Below are 18,441 nucleotides of genomic sequence, written 5' to 3'. Positions count from 1 at the left end.
TCATGTTCGAACTTACTCTCACACCCGGATCACTTGATTTAAACACACTAAGAAAAATTAATAATTCACCGGTAAAGTTAAGCCTTGCAAAGCATGCCGAGTCGCAAATAGCAGCCAGCGCACAAACCGTTCAAAACGTTATTAATGAACACCGTACTGTATACGGGATTAACACCGGCTTTGGGTTATTAGCCAATACCAAAATTGCCGACGACGAACTTGAATTATTACAGCGCTCCATTGTGCTTTCACACGCTGCAGGTATTGGCGAATACATGGATGACAGCACAGTAAGGTTAATGATCACCTTAAAAGTAAACTCGCTTTCACGTGGCTATTCGGGCATTCGCCTGCAAGTAATCCAATTTTTTATGCAGCTGCTTAGTAGCGAAGTATATCCATGCGTGCCTAAAAAAGGCTCTGTGGGAGCTTCGGGAGATTTAGCCCCTCTTGCGCATATGTGCCTACCTTTATTAGCTGAAGGTCAAATGCGACATAAAGGAGAAATAATTAGCGCAGCACAAGGGTTAAAAATAGCAGAGCTTGAGCCCCTAACACTTGCAGCTAAAGAAGGCTTAGCATTATTAAATGGCACACAAGCGTCGACTGCGTTTGCACTACAAGGCCTATTTAGAAGCGAGAACTTATATGCACAAAGCTGCGTTATCGGCTCGATAAGTATAGAAGCTGCAATGGGCAGTCGTGCGCCATTTGATGCGCGTATCCATGAAATTCGCGGTCAGCGCGGACAAATAGACACCGCTCAAGTATTTAGAGAGCTACTCGATACGCACTCTCAAATTAGTAACTCCCACGTCAATTGTGAAAAAGTACAAGATCCATACTGCCTTCGCTGCCAACCTCAAGTGCTAGGTGCTTGCCTAACTCAGATACGCCAAGCTGCAGAAGTGTTGCTATGCGAGTCAAACGGTGTAACCGATAATCCGCTAGTTTTTGCCGATGTAGGCGACATTATATCAGGCGGAAACTTTCATGCAGAGCCCGTTGCTATGGCCGCTGACAACTTAGCTATCGCAATTTCCGAAATTGGCGCATTAGCAGAGAGGCGAATTGCATTACTTATCGATTCAAACCTATCCAAATTACCGCCATTTTTAGTTGAAAACGGCGGGGTAAATTCAGGATTTATGATTGCCCAAGTTACCGCAGCAGCGCTTGCGTCAGAAAACAAATCATTAGCGCATCCGGCTTCGGTCGATAGCTTGCCTACATCTGCAAATCAAGAAGATCATGTTTCTATGGCAACCTTTGCAGCAAGGCGCTTAGATGAAATGGCCAATAATACCCAAGGTGTTTTGGCAATAGAATGGTTAGCATCGGTTCAAGGGCTAGAATTTAGAAAGCCGCTTGAACCATCAAATAAAGTGCAAAGCGCTAAAGCGTTGTTACGCGAACATGTGAGTTATTATGATAAAGACCGCTACTTTGCTCCCGATATCGAAGCTGCTAATACATTACTAAGTGAAGGTAAGCTATGCGACTTCATAGAGAGCAGTCCCCTGCCTTCAGCATATTAAATACCGTGCTGATAGCTAAACCCTAAGGCTTCAATGGCTGAGCCTAATATTTTGCGCTCAGCCGAATCAGTTCCTGTGAACGTTGGCATTTCACCATCATGTTGCTGACACTTCATCGCGTAATATTCAGCTTTTGTGGGGTGCGCAGGATTCACAACATTATAAATATTTTGCCCTACTTGCCAGTGCTCTATCACCGCAAAAATAGCATTAATTACATCTTGTTGATGCACCATATTTACTACTTGCTCACTTGATGTATTGAGCTCTTTGCCTGCCACAAAACGCCCCGGTTCTCTATTAGGCCCTAGTAAGCCAGCTAAACGAATTACTTTGCCATCTTGTTCAAACACTTGCTCTTCAGCTTCGTAAAGCTTTATTTGGCGCTCGTTTGTGCATGAAATATCGCTACTTTCGCTATATACACCAGGCTCTTGATCGTACACCCCGGTTGATGAGCACAATAAAAAGCCCTTTGCGTTTAGCTCCTTTGAAAGCTTAAGTGCTGCGGTGAGTGTTTCAGGATAATTACTTTCACTGTGCCTGCTACGTGGTGGAATAGCACATACCCAATAAGCATCTTGTAAATCAACTTGATGCCTCAATTGCCCATCTTCAAGTGTAAACTGACGTTCAAAGTCAAACTCGTGTATATCAGTTCTATGCGTTCCTTGTACTTGCCAGTCAGTCTTTTGCGCACTTACGCATAAAGCATGTCCTAACCAGCCTGCACCTAATACTACTAATTTATTACTTTTATTTGTCATTTTTGTATAAGCCTTTATTTTAAACTCATAATTAGTTCTTTCTATCTAACTTTATAGAGATTTTAAGTAAGATATGATTAGATATAATTTCATAAATAATAAAAATATGTGTACTCATGCTAAATAATTTATCATTACGGAAGAAAATATTATTATTGATTGGTGGAACAATTACCGTTTTACTAATTATCGCCTCAACATTTTTTGTTAAACACATTGCCAACCTTTCTAGAGAAAACATAGAAAACGAAGCACAAAGTTATCTACAGACCGAGCAACTTTCAATGCAAAGTTACTTCGCGATGTACGGTAAAATGGTATCAACCTTTGTTAATAACCCACATTTAATCACCTTTTTTGAAAATTGGGATACTCGCGATCAAGCACTTGAAAGTGCACCTGGCTACAACGAAGTAAACCAAGATTTTGTACGTTTAAGCTCAAATGACGAAAACATTTTATCGGCCTTTTTTGCCTCAGCAACCACCGGTGAATACTTTAAAGAAAACGAGCGTACAAGTCACTACAACGGCCAGCCTTATTACGCTTACAAGCGTGGTTGGTGGCAAGAAGCCATGCGAGTTAACAAGCTTTACGTAGGTCCAATCTCTGTTGATTTAACCACAGGCGTAGCATCGGCTGTAGTACAACAACCTGTTTATAACGCTCAGCGTAAACTTATTGGCATGGGTGGTGTTGATTTACAATTAAACAAAATTAACGACATGGTCGAAAATATTCGCTTTAACGGGCAAGGCTATGGTTTTTTACTCGATGGTAATCAGAAAGTAGTTCATTTTTCAAAAGCCACTGGGCATAAACTTTCAATTACAGATGAAGGTGCAAACGGTAAAGAAGGGCTCGATGCGCTTGAGCAACAATTTACAAATACAACAGGCTTTAAAGAGTTAAATACACAAATGCGAAAAAACCTTGAAGGCAGCCAAATGGTTACTTTTAAAGGTGAGCAGTTTTATGTGGTTTACCATCGTCTGCAGTTAGAGCAGCCTTATATAGATTGGTATGTAGGCTTACTTATTCCAACTAGTATGATTGAAGCGCCCGTAAATGCCGCAGTAACCGCAACAACAACTGCAGTAATTATTATCTTAATCATTATATTGGCCATGATTTTATGGGCTACCCATATGATTTCAAAACCCATTACAACGCTTACACACATTATGCGTGATATAGCATCGGGCGAAGGCGATCTTACTCAAAAAATTGATATTGATAGCCAAGATGAAGTCGGCCAACTGGCCAATCACATGAATACGTTTATTGATAAGTTACGCGCCATGATGCTCGAAACCGCAGCCCAAGCAGAGCAACTAAGTAACGCTGCTGCCCAGTTAAGAAGTGTTTCTGAACAAACAAATTCTGAAATTCAGCAAGAAAAGCAGCAAGTTGATAGCGTGAGCGCAGCCGTGACTGAAATGGCAACTACCGTGCTTGAAATATCACGCAATGCACAACATACAAATAACGCAGCTGAAGAAGTACAAGCAATTACAGCTGAAGGTGCTAGCCGCTCTACACAGGCGCAAACAGTAATGACTGAACTGGCATTACATATTGGCGAAGCATCTAAAGTGGTTGCAGGTCTTGAGCAAGAAAGTAATAATATTGGTGCATTAGTCGATGTAATTAACTCAATTGCCGATCAAACCAACTTACTTGCACTTAATGCGGCTATAGAAGCTGCTCGTGCGGGTGAACACGGTAGAGGCTTTGCCGTTGTTGCTGATGAAGTGCGCTCACTAGCAAGTCGCACTCAAGAATCAACTGACGATATCCGAAATATGATTTCGCGATTGCAGCAAATAGCTCAACAAGCCTCAGTAATGATGCAACAAGGGCAAGATCAAACCGAGGGCTCAGTGCTTCAAACTAAAGAAGTGCTTAGCTCACTTCACAATATTGCGCAGTCGGTTACTAAAGTACAAGACCAAAGTCATCAAATAGCCACATCTACCGAGGAGCAAACAGTTGTTGCTGAAGATATTAATACGAGTCTTTCGGCAATTAATAACTTAGTGAACAGTACCGCTGACCATGCGCACACCCTCGCTGACGAAGCTCGTGACTTAAGTGATTTAGCGGCGGCGCTTAACAAAACGGTTAATCAATTTAAATTATAAAACCTACATTTTATAGTTGTGTTTAACTCTAAAACTTAAGCGCAACTATAACCCTTGTTTTTAATTTATTTAGCACCATATCTTTACAGTTCACTGCTATTTTTACTGTAATTGGGTAATACAAAGTTATTTTTACGAACCAGATCAAATTTTTCGATTTTATACACAGATCTTTTTATTGAGATAGTTTGTTGTTTGGCAGAGTCTGGTATAGTAGCGCACGTAATAAACAGTGCTTTTTGAACGGTTTAATACAAAATTGCTAATTAATATGTTCTAAGTGTTACTCAAAAGCACATATTAATTACCAATTGTTAAAAATGGGTTAGCCGATACTCGGCTGACAAAGAATACATTGTAACGGTTTTATCATGATATCTAATTTATTTACCAAGCTTTTTGGTAGTCGCAATGACCGCACTATTAAAAACTTAAGAAAGACGGTCGCGCTAATCAATGCGCTAGAAACGCAACTTGAAGCGCTTTCTGATGAAGATTTAAGAGCTAAAACAGCTGAGTTTAGAGAACGTTACGATAACGGACAAAGCCTTGACGACATTCTACCTGAAGCTTTTGCTGTGGTACGTGAAGCATCAAAACGTGTAAATGGTATGCGTCATTTCGACGTGCAGTTATTAGGTGGTATGGTTTTACATCAAGGTCGTATTGCAGAAATGCGTACCGGTGAAGGTAAAACACTAACAGCGACCCTACCAGCTTATTTAAACGGTTTAACAGGCAAAGGTGTTCACGTAATTACTGTGAATGACTATCTTGCTAAACGTGATGCTGAAACCAATCGTGCGTTATTTGAATTTTTAGGCCTTACTGTAGGCTGTAACGTACCGGGTATGATGCCACAGCAGAAGAAGCTAGCTTATACTGCCGACATTACATACGGTACAAATAACGAATTTGGTTTTGACTATCTTCGCGATAATATGGCTTTTAGCATTGATGAACGAGTTCAACGTCCATTATTTTATGCTGTAGTCGATGAAGTGGATTCAATCTTAATCGATGAAGCACGTACGCCACTTATTATTTCAGGCCCAGCTGAGGACAGCTCTGAGCTATACACTGAAATAAATACCATCGTTCCTTTACTTGAACTTCAAGAAAAAGAAGACGAAGAAGGTATTGAAGGCGATGGCGACTACACAATCGATGAAAAGTCTAAGCAAGTTCATTTAACAGAACGTGGCCAGATCAAAGTAGAAGAGCTACTTTCTGAACGCGGCTTAATTGAAGAAGGCGATTCGCTTTATTCAGCAGCAAGCATTACGCTACTAAGCCACGTTTATGCAGCCCTTCGTGCTCACAAGCTATACCAAAAAGATGTTGATTACGTAGTAAAAGAAAACGAAGTAATCATTATTGATGAGCATACTGGTCGCTCGATGGAAGGTCGTCGTTGGTCAGAAGGTTTACACCAAGCTGTTGAAGCAAAAGAAGGTGTAAAAATTCAAAACGAGAACCAAACACTTGCCTCTATTACGTTCCAAAACTACTTCCGTTTATACGAAACGCTAGCAGGTATGACAGGTACAGCCGATACTGAAGCATTTGAGTTTCAGTCAATCTACGGCCTTGATACCGTTGTTATGCCAACTAATAAGCCGATGATTCGTGATGACCGCGCCGATTTAGTTTATTTAACACAAGAAGAAAAATACGAAGCTATTTTAATTGATATTAAAGACTGCCAAGACCGTGGACAACCGGTGCTTGTTGGTACTATTTCAATTGAAAGCTCTGAGTATTTATCGCAGTTTTTACGCAAAGAAAAAATTAAGCACAATGTACTTAATGCTAAATTTCATGCGCAAGAAGCTGACATTGTTTCAGATGCAGGCCTACCAGGGACAGTAACAATTGCAACAAACATGGCCGGTCGTGGTACCGATATCGTGTTAGGTGGTAACTGGAACAGTGAGGTTGAAAAACTTGAAAACCCAACTGACGAACAAATAGCTGAAATTAAAGCTGCGTGGAAAATTCGCCACGATGCAGTAATTGATGCCGGCGGTTTACATATCATTGGTACTGAACGTCACGAATCTCGTCGTATAGATAACCAATTACGTGGTCGTTCTGGTCGTCAAGGTGATGCTGGTTCAAGCCGTTTTTACTTATCGATGGACGATGCGCTAATGCGTATATTTGCCGGTGAGCGTATGACTAACATGATGCGTAAACTCGGTATGCAACGCGGTGAAGCAATTGAACATCCATGGGTTAACCGTGCGATTGAAAATGCACAACGTAAAGTAGAAGCACGTAACTTCGACGTTCGTAAGCAACTACTTGAGTACGATGATGTAGCAAACGATCAACGTCGTGTTGTTTATTCTCAGCGTAACGAACTGCTTGAAGAAGGTGATATTTCAGAAACTATTACTGCAATTCGTGGTGATGTACTTGCTGGTGTTATTGATCAGTACATTGCACCACAAAGTCTTGCTGAAATGTGGGATGTGCCTGGACTTGAAGAGCGTTTAAAGCAAGACTTCTTAATTGAACTACCAATCACTCAGTGGTTAGCTGATGACAATAAGCTATACGAAGAAAAGCTTCGTGAGCGTATTGAGCAGGCGGTTGAGCAGTCATATAAGCAAAAAGAAGAGCAAGTTGGCGATTCTGTTTTACGTCAATTCGAAAAAGCGATTATGCTACAAAGCCTTGATCAGCATTGGAAAGATCACCTTGCTGCAATGGATCATCTACGCCAAGGTATTCATTTACGTGGTTACGCGCAAAAGAATCCTAAGCAAGAATACAAGCGTGAATCGTTTGAACTGTTCTCTGAAATGCTTGAAAACTTGAAAGTAGATGTTGTAAGCATTCTAAGTAAAGTACAAGTACGCGCAGAAGAAGATGTTGAAAAAGTAGAAGAGCAACACCGTAAAAGTGAAAATGCTCCTCGCGAATACCAACATGAAGAAGCTGAGCACGTAGGTGGCGAAGCGCCAGAAACAGCGACAGTAATGGCTAGAACAGAGCCAAAAGTTGGCCGTAATGATCCGTGTCCTTGTGGTTCAGGTCAAAAATTCAAACAGTGTTGTGGTAAATTAAAATAGTCACACATTGTAAGTAATTAAAAAGCGACGCTAGCGTCGCTTTTTTTATGGAGTAAAATATGACAATAAAAATAGTAAATGTAGCCGTAGGTGTTATTAAAAAAAACAATGCCATTTTTATTTGTAAGCGCGCCGAGGAGCAACATCAAGGTGGCTTATGGGAATTTCCGGGTGGCAAAGTAGAGTCCGGAGAAAGCGTATTTGCAGCGCTTAAGCGTGAACTAACAGAAGAAGTGGGGATCACAATTCACAGCTCTAGCCAGCTAATGGTGATTGAGCATGACTACGGCGATAAATGCGTTAAATTAGATGTACATGTAGTAAGTAACTTTAGCGGTGAGGCACATGGCGCTGAAGGGCAACCTAGCGAATGGGTAGCAATTACTGAATTAGAAAATTATGATTTTCCTGAAGCGAATGCTGAAATTATCGAAAAAATAGTTGCCCGATACGCATAAAAAAAAGGCATAAGTGAGCACAATGAATATCTCAATACAAAATAAGCTAAGCGAACTATTAACACTGCCCCCTGAGTTAACTCAAGTTACTGCGATTGGTAGCGGCCATATAAATAGTACATGGCTACTTACAAGTATTGATAAACAGTTTATTGTGCAAAAACTAAATACTGAGGTATTTAAAAACCCTGCTCAGTTAGTGAGTAATGCAAAACTAATTGAGCTGCATTTAAATGCTAAACAACTGCAAAATAATTACCCGCTTGAAATAATCAAACATATAACTACACAAAACGACGAACACTTAATAAAAATTGATAATGCGTATTATCGCGTCCTTAACTATATTAGCGATAGCTACAGCGAAGACGTTGTTAAAAATACCCAGCAGAGCGAGCAAGCGGCTTACGCCTTTGGCGCATTTGCTCATGCATTACAAGATTTTAATGCGCAACAGCTACACACTGTAATTCCTGATTTTCATAACTTAGCGATGCGTTTTGAGCAATTAAATACCGCAATCACTAACAACGTAATTAATAGAGTAAAGCACTGCGCTGACGAAATAGAGTATTGCTTAACGCAGCAGCATTTAATTACCGAGCTTAGTAGTATAGCTAAACACATACCGCTTAGAGTGTGCCATAACGATACAAAAATAAATAATATGCTGTTTTGTAATACAACTCACAAAGCAAAAGCCGTTATTGATTTAGACACCTGTATGGCAGGATTTAGGCTTTATGATTTTGGTGACATGGTGCGTACATTTTGCTCCCCCGAAGCTGAGGATTCAACTAACTTACACAACGTTGTTATTCGAAAAGATATATTTTCAGCTATTGTTAAAGGCTATGTAACGCCATTAAAAAGCAGCATGAGTATACTAGAGCAAGAAAGCTTATTATTAGGCGCTAAAATAATGCCGCTCATGTTAAGTGTGCGCTTTTTAACTGATTACTTAAATAACGATGTGTACTTTAAAGTGGCTCATGCAGAGCATAATTTAGAACGAGCAAAAAACCAACTCGCGCTTTATAAAAACATACTGAGTAACGAAGAATGGATGCACGCGTGCTTAGTCGATAAAAAAATTCAAGATACAAAAAAACCAGTAAGCTAAAAACTTACTGGTTTTTTATTAACTTTAAATCGGTCTATTTAGTAAATTACCAAATTTTTACGCGATCTTCTGGCTTGATATACATTTTATCACCTTCTTTTACGTCAAACGCTTCATAAAACTCAGGCATGTTCGACAAGATACCGATTACACGGTAGTGGCTTGGTGAATGAGGGTCTGTTAGTAAACGATTACGTAACTCTTCATCGCGATAGTTACGACGCCAAATTTGTGACCAACCCATAAAGAAACGTTGATCGCCTGTGTAACCATCTATCACTGGTGCTTTTTTGTCACCTAAAGACAGCATATACGCTTTATGCGCAACCGTTAAGCCACCTAAGTCACCAATATTTTCGCCAAGCGTTAGCTCGCCATTAACACTTGCATCTTCAAACGGTTTATATTCGTTATACTGTGCAACTAAAGCCGCTGTACGCTCTTCAAATTGCTTAAGGTCAGTCTCACTCCACCAGTTACGTAAGTTGCCATCACCGTCGTATTTAGCACCTTGGTCGTCAAAACCATGACCAAGCTCATGCCCAATTACTGCGCCAATTGCGCCGTAGTTTACAGCATCATCTGCTTCTAAATTAAAGAATGGTGGTTGTAAAATAGCGGCTGGGAATACAATTTCATTGTTTACTGGATTGTAATACGCATTTACTGTTTGCGGAGTCATGTGCCACTCAGAGCGATCAACTGGTTTACCCAATTTAGCAATCATGTCTGCGTATGCCCATTCGCTATAACGGATATAATTACCTACTAGTTCATCTGAGTTAATCTCTAGCTCTGAGTAATCTTTCCATGTATCTGGGTAACCAATCTTAGGCGTAAATTTGTCTAACTTTTCTTTCGCTGCAAGCTTTGTTTCAGGGCTCATCCACTCAAGATTTTCAATAGCAACGCCATAGCCTTTAATTACGTTATCAACTAACTCTTCCATGCGCGCTTTAGCTTCTGGCGGGAAGTTATCTTTAACGTATACCTTACCTAAAATTTCACCAAGTACACTGTTAGATGCGTCAACCGCTTGCTTCCAAAGTGGTGCTTGTTCTTCTACGCCACGAAGTGTTGTGCTATAGAAGTCAAAGTTAAGGTTAACTAAGTCTTCACTAAGTAGCTCTGCATAACCGCTTACAAAATGAAATTTTAAGTAGTTTTTCCACGTTGCTAAATCTGTATCTTTATAAATAGTAGCAAGCGCTTCTAAGTAGCTAGGTTGACGTACAATAATATCACTTACACTCACGCCGGCATCTTTAAAGAATGCGGCTAAATCAAGTTCACCCATTAGCTTACTAGCATCTGCTACTGTCATCTTGTTATAAGATTTAGTTGCATCGCGGCTTTGCACACGGCTCCACTGAGCATCAGCTAGTGTTTTTTCAAATGCAAGTACGCTCTTGGCAGCTTCTGCTGCATTTTTAACGCCTGACTTTGCTAAAACATCTGTGATGTATTGCTCGTAAGAAGCGCGAATTTTAGTGAATTTTTCGTCATCATTTAAGTAATAATCACGATCTGGTAAACCAAGACCCGACTGAGATAAATACAATGCATACTCGCTTGAGTTTTTAGCATCGTTATTTACAAACCAACCAAATGGTAAAGTACCACCTTGTTTTTGGATTTTAGCCATTAAACCCACTAAATCAGCTTTAGATTTAATGCTATCAATCGTATCTAATGACGGTTGTAATGGCGTAATACCTAACTCATTACGCGCATCTTTATTCATGTAGCTTTTATAAAATGCGCCAATTTTATACTCATCGCTGCCTTTTTTAGCGGCCTTGTTTGCGGCTGCACTTTCAAGGGCAATTTTCATCGCTTTTTGTGACTCATCATATAGCTGCGAAAAAGAACCGTAGTTAGATTTATCACCTGGTATTTCAGTTTTTGCTAGCCACTCACCGTTTACATGGTAATAAAAATCGTCTTGTGCGCGTACTGAACTATCCATATTCGCTAGTTCAATACCAAGCTCTAGTGGCTTTTCAGCGGGTGCTGTTACTACAGGAGTATCGGTTACTTTAGTTTCTTGTTGTTTTTCACCACAACCTACTAGACCAAGTGCAAGCGCTATACTCGCAGCGGCCATTGTTACTTTATTCATAATGATTCCGTTTGTTAGTTAGAATTAAATCATACCAATCTGCTTATGTATGGGGTCTATTTAACGTTAAGAAAATTACGCTAGAACTAGGCAAAAGTTTTTGTATCTAGTTGTTCTAAATAAAAAATTTTTAACGACGTTATAGTACAATTTAATTCGTTAAATTGATCAAAGATTTATGCAGGTTGGTATCACATACCAACTCCATTAAATTCTTGAATATAGCAGGAGTAAAAATAGCACTGCCTGTACGCTTTTACTTAATGGAATGGGTATCAAGGGAGCTTTAAATAATAAAGCACACCACGCAGTATCATAAACCTCATTAAGCCAACAATAAAATGGAATATGTAACAAAGTATTTTGAATGCGGTGAGCTGCCAAATTAGCCCCATCAATAACAAGATGGTGAGTAGTTAAGACTTGCTTTTATTTTTTCCGTGAAGCGCTAAACGCTCTAGTTTTTCTTTTAATGAAGGGGGCGCAGACGATGCTATCGCGTTTAAGTAATCCGCTGTTTGCTCACTCATTTTACGTGAGTTGGTAACGGTAGGACTGCCCGACTTGTTCGCAGTACTTAATCTTTGAGTTGCTTGAGGATTTGCAGTTATTTTTATTTGTCCGAGCTCTGCCATTCCAGCTGCTCTAAAATGTGAAAGCATATCCATTTTTAAATAATTAAGCCTAAGCGCGATAGGCGCAGATACCGCCTCTATCATTAGCGTGCCATCTCGGTAATTACTAACTCGGCATTTATCACCCAATTTAGGACCTAAAAAATCTTTTAATAGGGTTTGCTGTGTATCAAGTGCTTGGCTTTTGCCTGCATAAGCCGATAAACGACTATTTAACCCCGCCATAATATCGGTTAGCGGTTTTGGTGCATATCTATCTTTAGCCATTTTACACCTCGTAAAAGCTCACTTAGACCCAGAGATAATACTCTGGGTCTAAGTATACACTGCGTATTAATACTACGCGCCAGCTATTTGCATTTGCTCTATTAATACTGAGCCGGTTTGAATACCACCACGACGCTCTATATCACCACCAATGGCGGAAATGCCTTTAAACATGTCTTTTAAATTACCAGCAATGGTAATTTCACTTACAGGATATTGAATTTCACCATTCTCAACCCAAAAACCTGCAGCACCACGAGAATAGTCACCCGTTACTGTATTTACGCCCTGCCCCATTAGCTCTGTAACTAATAAGCCAGTACCCATGGTTTTTAATAGTGCAGTTAAATCGTTATGAGTTTGCTCAACAAGCCAGTTATGTATACCGCCCGCATGGCCTGTCGGCGTCATATTCATTTTGCGTGCGGCATAACTTGCTAATAAATAGGTTTGTAGCTCGCCGCCTTGAATAATTTCTCTATCGAATGTTTTAACACCTTCGCTATCAAACGGTGACGATGCCAACCCTTTTAAAATATGTGGGCGCTCAGCAATATTCACACTATTACTAAATACCTGAGTGCCTAAGCTATCAAGTAAAAAACTTGATTTACGATAAAGCGCACCACCACCAATTGCCGACACCAAGTGACCAAACAATGAATTTGCAATATCGGCTCTAAAAATAACAGGCACTTTCATTGTGCCTAGCTTTTGGCTGTTTAACTTAGCTAAGGTTTCAGCTGCCGCTTCAAGACCCACTGCCGCCGCATCATTTAAACCAGCCTGATCGCGAGCAACTGTATAAGCAGAGTCGCGTTGCATATGCTCGCCATCTTGGCCTATTACCATAGTACTAATACTGTGACGAGTGCGCGGAAAGCCTGCAATTAAACCGTGGCTGTTACCATAAACACGTAACCCCTGATGCGATGAAAAGCTCGCACCATCAGAGTTAACAATGCGCTCATCTGCATTTAATGCAGCTTGCTCAGCAGCATGACAAAGATCAATGCCTTCCTCAGGGCTTACATCCCAAGGATGGTATAAATCTAAATCTTTAGGATTAAATTCAAGTAACTCTTTATCAGCAACGCCGTTAAATGGGTCATCCGATGTAAATTTGGCTATATCAATCGCTTTTTCGACTACCGTGCGCAATGTTTTTGGATTTAAATCAGCTGTTGACGCCGAGCCTTTATTATTACCAACATATACACTAATACCTAAGCCGCCGTCTTGGTTGAACTCAATGGTTTCTACTTCACCCATTCGTGTACTAACCGATAAACCAGACGTGCTAGACATCGCAGCTTCTGCAGCTGTAGCGCCTAATTTTTTAGCATGTTCGAGTACTTCTGCTACCGCATCTTTAACTTGAGATATTTGAGAATAAATTGGATCGTTTTGTTGGCTTTTCATAAATTAAGTCCTGAGCCTTAGAGGCATAATGCACGCATTTCTTATATTTAAATGCTAACACACTCAATGCATCACATCAGCTAATATTCCTAAGTATCATATTCATGTATAATGGAAAAAGTTATTTTTATTTAAGAGCACCCCATGGCAAAGAAAAAAGGCAAGCCTGCTGAAATTGAAGAAGAAATTGAATATGTATCAAGAACGGAGCTTAAACGCGAAGCGCAAGAGTTTCATCAGTTAGGTACTGAAATTGCCAAAATGGGTAAAAAACAGCGCGAACGCCTACCATTAAATGACGATTTAAAAGAAGCGATGGTTGTTGCTGATAAAATAAGTAACAAAAGCGACGCGTACCGTCGCCACTTAAATTACATCGCTAAAACACTGCGTACTGTAGAAAACATTGATGATATTAAAGCGATTATCGATGTGATGCTTAATAAAAATAACCAAGCTGAAGTATTGGTCAAAAAAATTGAGCAACTACGTTCAGACCTAATTGAACAAGGCGATGACCTTATCAATGAGACTATTGAGCAGTTCCCGTCTCTTGATCGTCAGCAAATGCGTCAATTGGTTCGTAATGCGGCAAAAGAAGCGAAAGCTGAAAAGCCGGGTAAAGGTTATAAAGAGTTATTTCAATATCTCAAAGATGCCCATACTGTTACATATTAATTAGACCGCATTAATTGATATTTTATTAAAAAAGGTGCTTCGGCACCTTTTTTGTTATAGATCAAACCGCCTTACTGCGTACTTTTTTATAATCACCCCCTGAATAAATACTTAGGTGCGCGTGATGATTAAACTTCCACAATGGGATCAAACCCTAATAAACAAATATAATGTGTCTGGTCCGCGTTATACCTCGTATCCCACCGCTTTATCACTGCGTGACGGGTATGAGCAACAAGATCTACTAAGCGCTATAGAATCGTCAACAAGTCGCTCTCTTTCTTTATATATTCATATTCCGTTTTGTAGCCAGCTTTGCTACTACTGTGGCTGTAATAAAATAATTACCCGCCATCAATCTAAGGCAGATACGTATCTCGACTTTTTAGCAAAAGAAATTACTGCCCAAGCGCCTTTATTTAAAAGCTACACGGTTGAGCAATTACATTTAGGTGGCGGTACTCCCACCTTTTTAACAGCAAAACAAATGACTCGTTTAATGGCGATTTTAGAACAGCACTTTAATTTTACAAGCACCACAGAGCGCGGCATTGAAATAGACCCACGTTCACTTGCCGACAATATGCTTGTTGATTTAAGAATGCTTGGCTTTAACCGCGTCTCGTTTGGGATTCAGGACTTTAATGACGACGTGCAACTTGCTGTTAATCGTCCGCAAAATGCAGGTACTGTAAAACAATTAATTACACAAGCTCGCGAGCTGGGATTTCAATCTATTAATGCAGATATGATTTACGGTCTGCCTCTACAAACGCCAGAGAGCTTTAAGCAAACTATTGAGCAACTTATTGAGCTAAGCCCTGATCGTGTATCAGTGTTTAACTACGCGCATTTACCTGAGCGCTTTGCCGCACAGCGTAAGATTAAAGATGCAGATTTACCCAGTGCACATAATAAGCTCACTATGTTTAAAAATACGCTGGAGCAAATGACGCAGGCAGGTTATCAATTTATTGGTATGGACCACTTTGCAAAAACTGATAACGAACTAGCTGTTGCACAAAATGAAGGTAAGTTACATCGTAACTTTCAAGGTTATACAACCCATGGAAATTGTGATTTATTAGGTTTAGGCGTGTCATCGATTTCGCAGATTGGCACCGCCATTTTACAAAATCAAAAAGAATTAAAACATTATTACCACAGCGTAGAAACACAAGGCGGCTGTGCACTTAATAAGGGCATGCACTTAACACATGATGATGTAATTCGTGCTGATGCTATTAAGCAGCTCATTTGTCAATTTGAGTTAGATATACAAGCATTTAGTGAAAAACACGCCCTTATATTTAATGACTACTTTGAGGATGCATTAGTAGCGCTAACGCCACTTATAAAAGATGGGCTAGTCACTATAATTGATAATAAAATTAGCGTAACACCACGCGGTAACTTATTTATTCGTATTATTTGTATGTGCTTTGATGCTCACTTACAGAAACAAATAAATGCGACGCGTTTTTCAAGAGTGATTTAACCTGAACTCTGGATAATAAATACATCGGCACAAAAAAAGCAGACCTAGGTCTGCTTTTTGTATTTAAGTTGTAGCTTTAATTAAAAACGACTTTATCGCTACCTGGAGCGGCTTTAAACTCGATGATAATTTTAGCGCAATCAGCTTTAACTTCATCTTTAAGTGTTTTTTCAGCTTGCCAACGAGCCTTATCCAGCTTAAAAATCTCTTTTTTAGAGTATTTTTTACGTGCGTCGTGCGTCGGCATTTCTTTAACTACCTGATACATTTTATAAATACCAGGATACTGCGTCGTTAAATCACGCTCGCTTTCAAAGGCATACTGAGAGATAAGTACCCATATGCGTAAACAGCCTTCAGAAAACTCACACTGCTCTTCATTCATTGCACGTGCGATTAAATGAATACTATCGGCTAGTTTTGCGTTTCGCTTTAAACGCGACTTTTCAAGCTTTTGCTTTTGCTCAGCCTGCGTTTTAGCAATTAACTTTTTTTGCGCATTTAACTTATACAGCAACTGACCCGCATAAAATGCCAAACCAGCTATGATAGCAGCGCCTAAAAGTAAGGCTAAAATTACCGAGGTACTCATTATTTATCCTTACTATTTGTCGTCTTCATCTAGCCATTCGTTAGCTAAATCATCAGATAAGTATTGATCGAAGTCAGAGCTGCCTTTGCTTTCAATATCATCTTCAAACTCGTCTTCGTCCTCATCTTCAATACCAAGAATTTCACATAACGCCTGATGACGGGCAATGCGACTATTGAAGTACTTAGCATCTTTACCTGTTAGCATTTCACCTTTTTCATGACGCTCTACTAGTTTAAGTAAACGTTCGTCATTCTCAAGTGCTTCTAGCTCTTGTTCAGGTGTAAATTCAGGCTCGATTACTTTTTTTAGCTCAATAGTTGGCTTTAAGTTGCGTTTCATTTCAACTTTAGGCTCAGGCGCGGTTGCGATTAACGGCACAGGCTTTTTACTGCCTACACGCTTATCTTTAGGCGCATGATTACTATTTTGGCTTTCGCTATCAAGTAAATCTGGCGCATTACGAGAACCGGGCTTTGCGCCTTTGGTTTTTTTAACTCTCTGCTCTTTTAATGCGCGCATTTCTTTAAGCTTATCTTGGCTTAAACGAACAGGTCCGTTTGCTGGGCTTTTGCGTGACTTTTTAGTTCTACTCATATCTTGATCATCTCACTTAAGAGGTTTTGAGCGAAGCGCAAATTAATGGGCATCGCAGTGCTGGCCTAGCCAGAAGAATTCAGTTTGCGCTATAGAGGTTGGGTTTCTCATTTAAAAGCGCCTTAGCTAATTAATCGCTAATTTTAAACGGTGGGTATTGTAACAGGACAAATAAAAAGGCGGTAGAGAAAACATCTCTACCGCCTGCTAATCTGAGCGCCATTATCTGGACACTTCTCCCTTCGACTTTTTTAGTCTTTATTATTTTTATTATTATCAGTCCGTATTGTTATTATTTTTACGTTCCTTGTTACATTCCATTTTGTTTTTATTATTAAACTTCCATGAGTTTTTTATTATTTTCGGTCATCCTGACACTTTTTTATTATTTCCTTTAGTAGCACCAATCTTGTGCTATGTAGTCATGCCGCGCCACTTTCCTTATAGCTGTTTCCGTTTTGTTATTGTTTTTACGACAGGGGTTAATTTACTCGTTAATAATTTTGTTACAACTGATTTATATAACTTTTATTATAATTATTGTACTTAAAAAACACATAAACGTTAAATTACAATAGCTTAGCTTATTATTTAAAAATAAAATAAGACTTTTCTCACAAGATAGCATAGTCAATGTCTTACATACAAAAGGGTGATATCGTTAATTATAGGCACAAAAAAAGCAGCCTTAGCTGCTTTTTGTAACACATTGTAGTGTATTTATTATCAACTGCTAAATAAATACGACTTTAGTGTAAGCCACCTAAGTACTGAGATAGTACTTCAATGTCTTTATCTGTTAATTTCTTTGCAATGTCGCCCATCATGCCATTTAAGTCATTATGGCGAGTGCCATCACGGAACTTTTCAAGTTGAGACTTGATATATCCAGGATGCTGAAAAGAAATTTTTGGAAACTTAGCCAGTGACGAGCCATTACCACGTGGGCCATGACATGCTGCACATGATGGAATTCCACGCTCTGCGTCACCTGCTTTAAAGAGCATTTCGCCTACTTCAACGACATCTTTAGGTGTAGCACCTTCAGACATGTTCATTGAAGAAAAATAAGCTGCTAGATCTTTCATGTCTTGCTCGCTTAGTGGCATAGCCATAGCGCTCATTACTGGATCCATACGCCCTTCTTTGCCGCCTGATGTCATACCTAATTTTAAATCCTGAAGTTGCTTAAGGATATAATCTGGATGTTGACCTGCAATTTTAGGGTAAATATTAACCGGCGCATTACCGTCTGGGCCGTGACAAGCCGCACACGTTGCTGATTTTTCTTTACCTGCGTTTACATCGCCATCAAATGCTGTTGCGTTGCTTGCTGACAACGCACCAAGCAATATTGTTAAAGATAGTGCTATTTTTTTCATGGTGAATTCTCTGTTTCCGACCCTGTATCATCTACAATCGTGATGCTGTAATACATATATTCTACACGATAATAAATTCTCTGGCACGTTTTCTACACATATTAAGCTTATAATTTACAGGGTTTTGACTTAGATTAA

At 39.6% G+C, this 18,441-nt stretch carries 14 protein-coding genes; 7 read left to right on the top strand and 7 right to left on the bottom strand.

The genetic code is table 11. The features are described from left to right. Positions 1-2: 2 nt before the first annotated feature. On the top strand, positions 3-1,538 hold the full coding sequence (gene hutH, locus EU510_RS09700; RefSeq protein ID WP_149593335.1) for a histidine ammonia-lyase: 1,536 nt from the start codon (positions 3-5) through the stop codon (positions 1,536-1,538). Here hutH and EU510_RS09695 read toward each other — a convergent pair. Next, a complete protein-coding gene (locus EU510_RS09695; RefSeq protein WP_149593334.1) occupies positions 1,535-2,305 on the bottom strand; it encodes an NADP-binding protein in 771 nt (256 codons plus the stop codon). The genes hutH and EU510_RS09695 overlap by 4 nt on opposite strands. A gap of 116 nt (positions 2,306-2,421) precedes the next feature. Here EU510_RS09695 and EU510_RS09690 point away from each other — a divergent pair, with 116 nt between their 5' ends. The 4 genes from EU510_RS09690 to EU510_RS09675 all read left to right on the top strand — a co-directional run bounded on the left by EU510_RS09690 (position 2,422) and on the right by EU510_RS09675 (position 9,110). After that, positions 2,422-4,449 (top strand): methyl-accepting chemotaxis protein, encoded by a 2,028-nt coding sequence (locus EU510_RS09690; RefSeq protein WP_149593333.1) that lies wholly within the window; start codon positions 2,422-2,424, stop codon positions 4,447-4,449. Positions 4,450-4,820: 371 nt separating this feature from the next. After that, positions 4,821-7,529 carry a preprotein translocase subunit SecA gene (gene secA, locus EU510_RS09685; protein WP_149593332.1) on the top strand — a complete coding sequence of 903 codons (2,709 nt, stop codon included), beginning with the start codon at positions 4,821-4,823 and terminating at the stop codon, positions 7,527-7,529. Between the two features lie 59 nt (positions 7,530-7,588). Beyond that, on the top strand, positions 7,589-7,987 hold the full coding sequence (gene mutT / locus EU510_RS09680; protein ID WP_149593331.1) for an 8-oxo-dGTP diphosphatase MutT: 399 nt from the start codon (positions 7,589-7,591) through the stop codon (positions 7,985-7,987). A 22-nt stretch (positions 7,988-8,009) separates the two neighbouring features. Beyond that, a complete protein-coding gene (locus EU510_RS09675; RefSeq protein ID WP_149593330.1) occupies positions 8,010-9,110 on the top strand; it encodes a phosphotransferase enzyme family protein in 1,101 nt (366 codons plus the stop codon). A gap of 46 nt (positions 9,111-9,156) precedes the next feature. On the opposite strand, the gene EU510_RS09670 is transcribed toward EU510_RS09675, so the two are convergent. From EU510_RS09670 to pmbA, 3 genes are all read right to left on the bottom strand, one after another. After that, positions 9,157-11,232: a M13 family metallopeptidase gene (locus tag EU510_RS09670; RefSeq protein ID WP_149593329.1), complete on the bottom strand. Its 2,076-nt coding sequence runs from the start codon at positions 11,230-11,232 to the stop codon at positions 9,157-9,159. 416 nt (positions 11,233-11,648) lie between these two features. Then, entirely contained in the window at positions 11,649-12,134 is a 486-nt protein-coding gene (locus EU510_RS09665; protein ID WP_149593328.1) for a DUF721 domain-containing protein, read from the bottom strand. 72 nt (positions 12,135-12,206) lie between these two features. Then, a complete protein-coding gene (pmbA, locus tag EU510_RS09660; RefSeq protein ID WP_149593327.1) occupies positions 12,207-13,556 on the bottom strand; it encodes a metalloprotease PmbA in 1,350 nt (449 codons plus the stop codon). Between the two features lie 144 nt (positions 13,557-13,700). Between pmbA and yjgA the strand changes: the two genes are divergently transcribed. Next, positions 13,701-14,234, top strand: a complete 534-nt coding sequence (gene yjgA / locus EU510_RS09655; protein ID WP_008137688.1) for a ribosome biogenesis factor YjgA — start codon at positions 13,701-13,703, stop codon at positions 14,232-14,234. 124 nt (positions 14,235-14,358) lie between these two features. Further along, positions 14,359-15,732: an oxygen-independent coproporphyrinogen III oxidase gene (hemN, locus tag EU510_RS09650; RefSeq protein WP_149593326.1), complete on the top strand. Its 1,374-nt coding sequence runs from the start codon at positions 14,359-14,361 to the stop codon at positions 15,730-15,732. Between the two features lie 76 nt (positions 15,733-15,808). On the opposite strand, the gene EU510_RS09645 is transcribed toward hemN, so the two are convergent. The 3 genes from EU510_RS09645 to EU510_RS09635 all read right to left on the bottom strand — a co-directional run bounded on the left by EU510_RS09645 (position 15,809) and on the right by EU510_RS09635 (position 18,303). Continuing rightward, positions 15,809-16,324: a DUF2489 domain-containing protein gene (locus EU510_RS09645; protein WP_149593325.1), complete on the bottom strand. Its 516-nt coding sequence runs from the start codon at positions 16,322-16,324 to the stop codon at positions 15,809-15,811. Between the two features lie 12 nt (positions 16,325-16,336). Next, a complete protein-coding gene (yihI, locus tag EU510_RS09640) occupies positions 16,337-16,921 on the bottom strand; it encodes a Der GTPase-activating protein YihI (protein WP_149593324.1) in 585 nt (194 codons plus the stop codon). Between the two features lie 749 nt (positions 16,922-17,670). Continuing rightward, positions 17,671-18,303 (bottom strand): c-type cytochrome, encoded by a 633-nt coding sequence (locus tag EU510_RS09635; RefSeq protein ID WP_024600405.1) that lies wholly within the window; start codon positions 18,301-18,303, stop codon positions 17,671-17,673. Positions 18,304-18,441: the final 138 nt, after the last annotated feature.

This window comes from Pseudoalteromonas sp. FUC4, assembly GCF_008370255.1.
Classification (GTDB): Bacteria; Pseudomonadota; Gammaproteobacteria; order Enterobacterales; family Alteromonadaceae; genus Pseudoalteromonas.
Note: the sequence above shows the minus strand (reverse complement) of the source record. Positions and strands in the feature narration are given on the sequence as shown.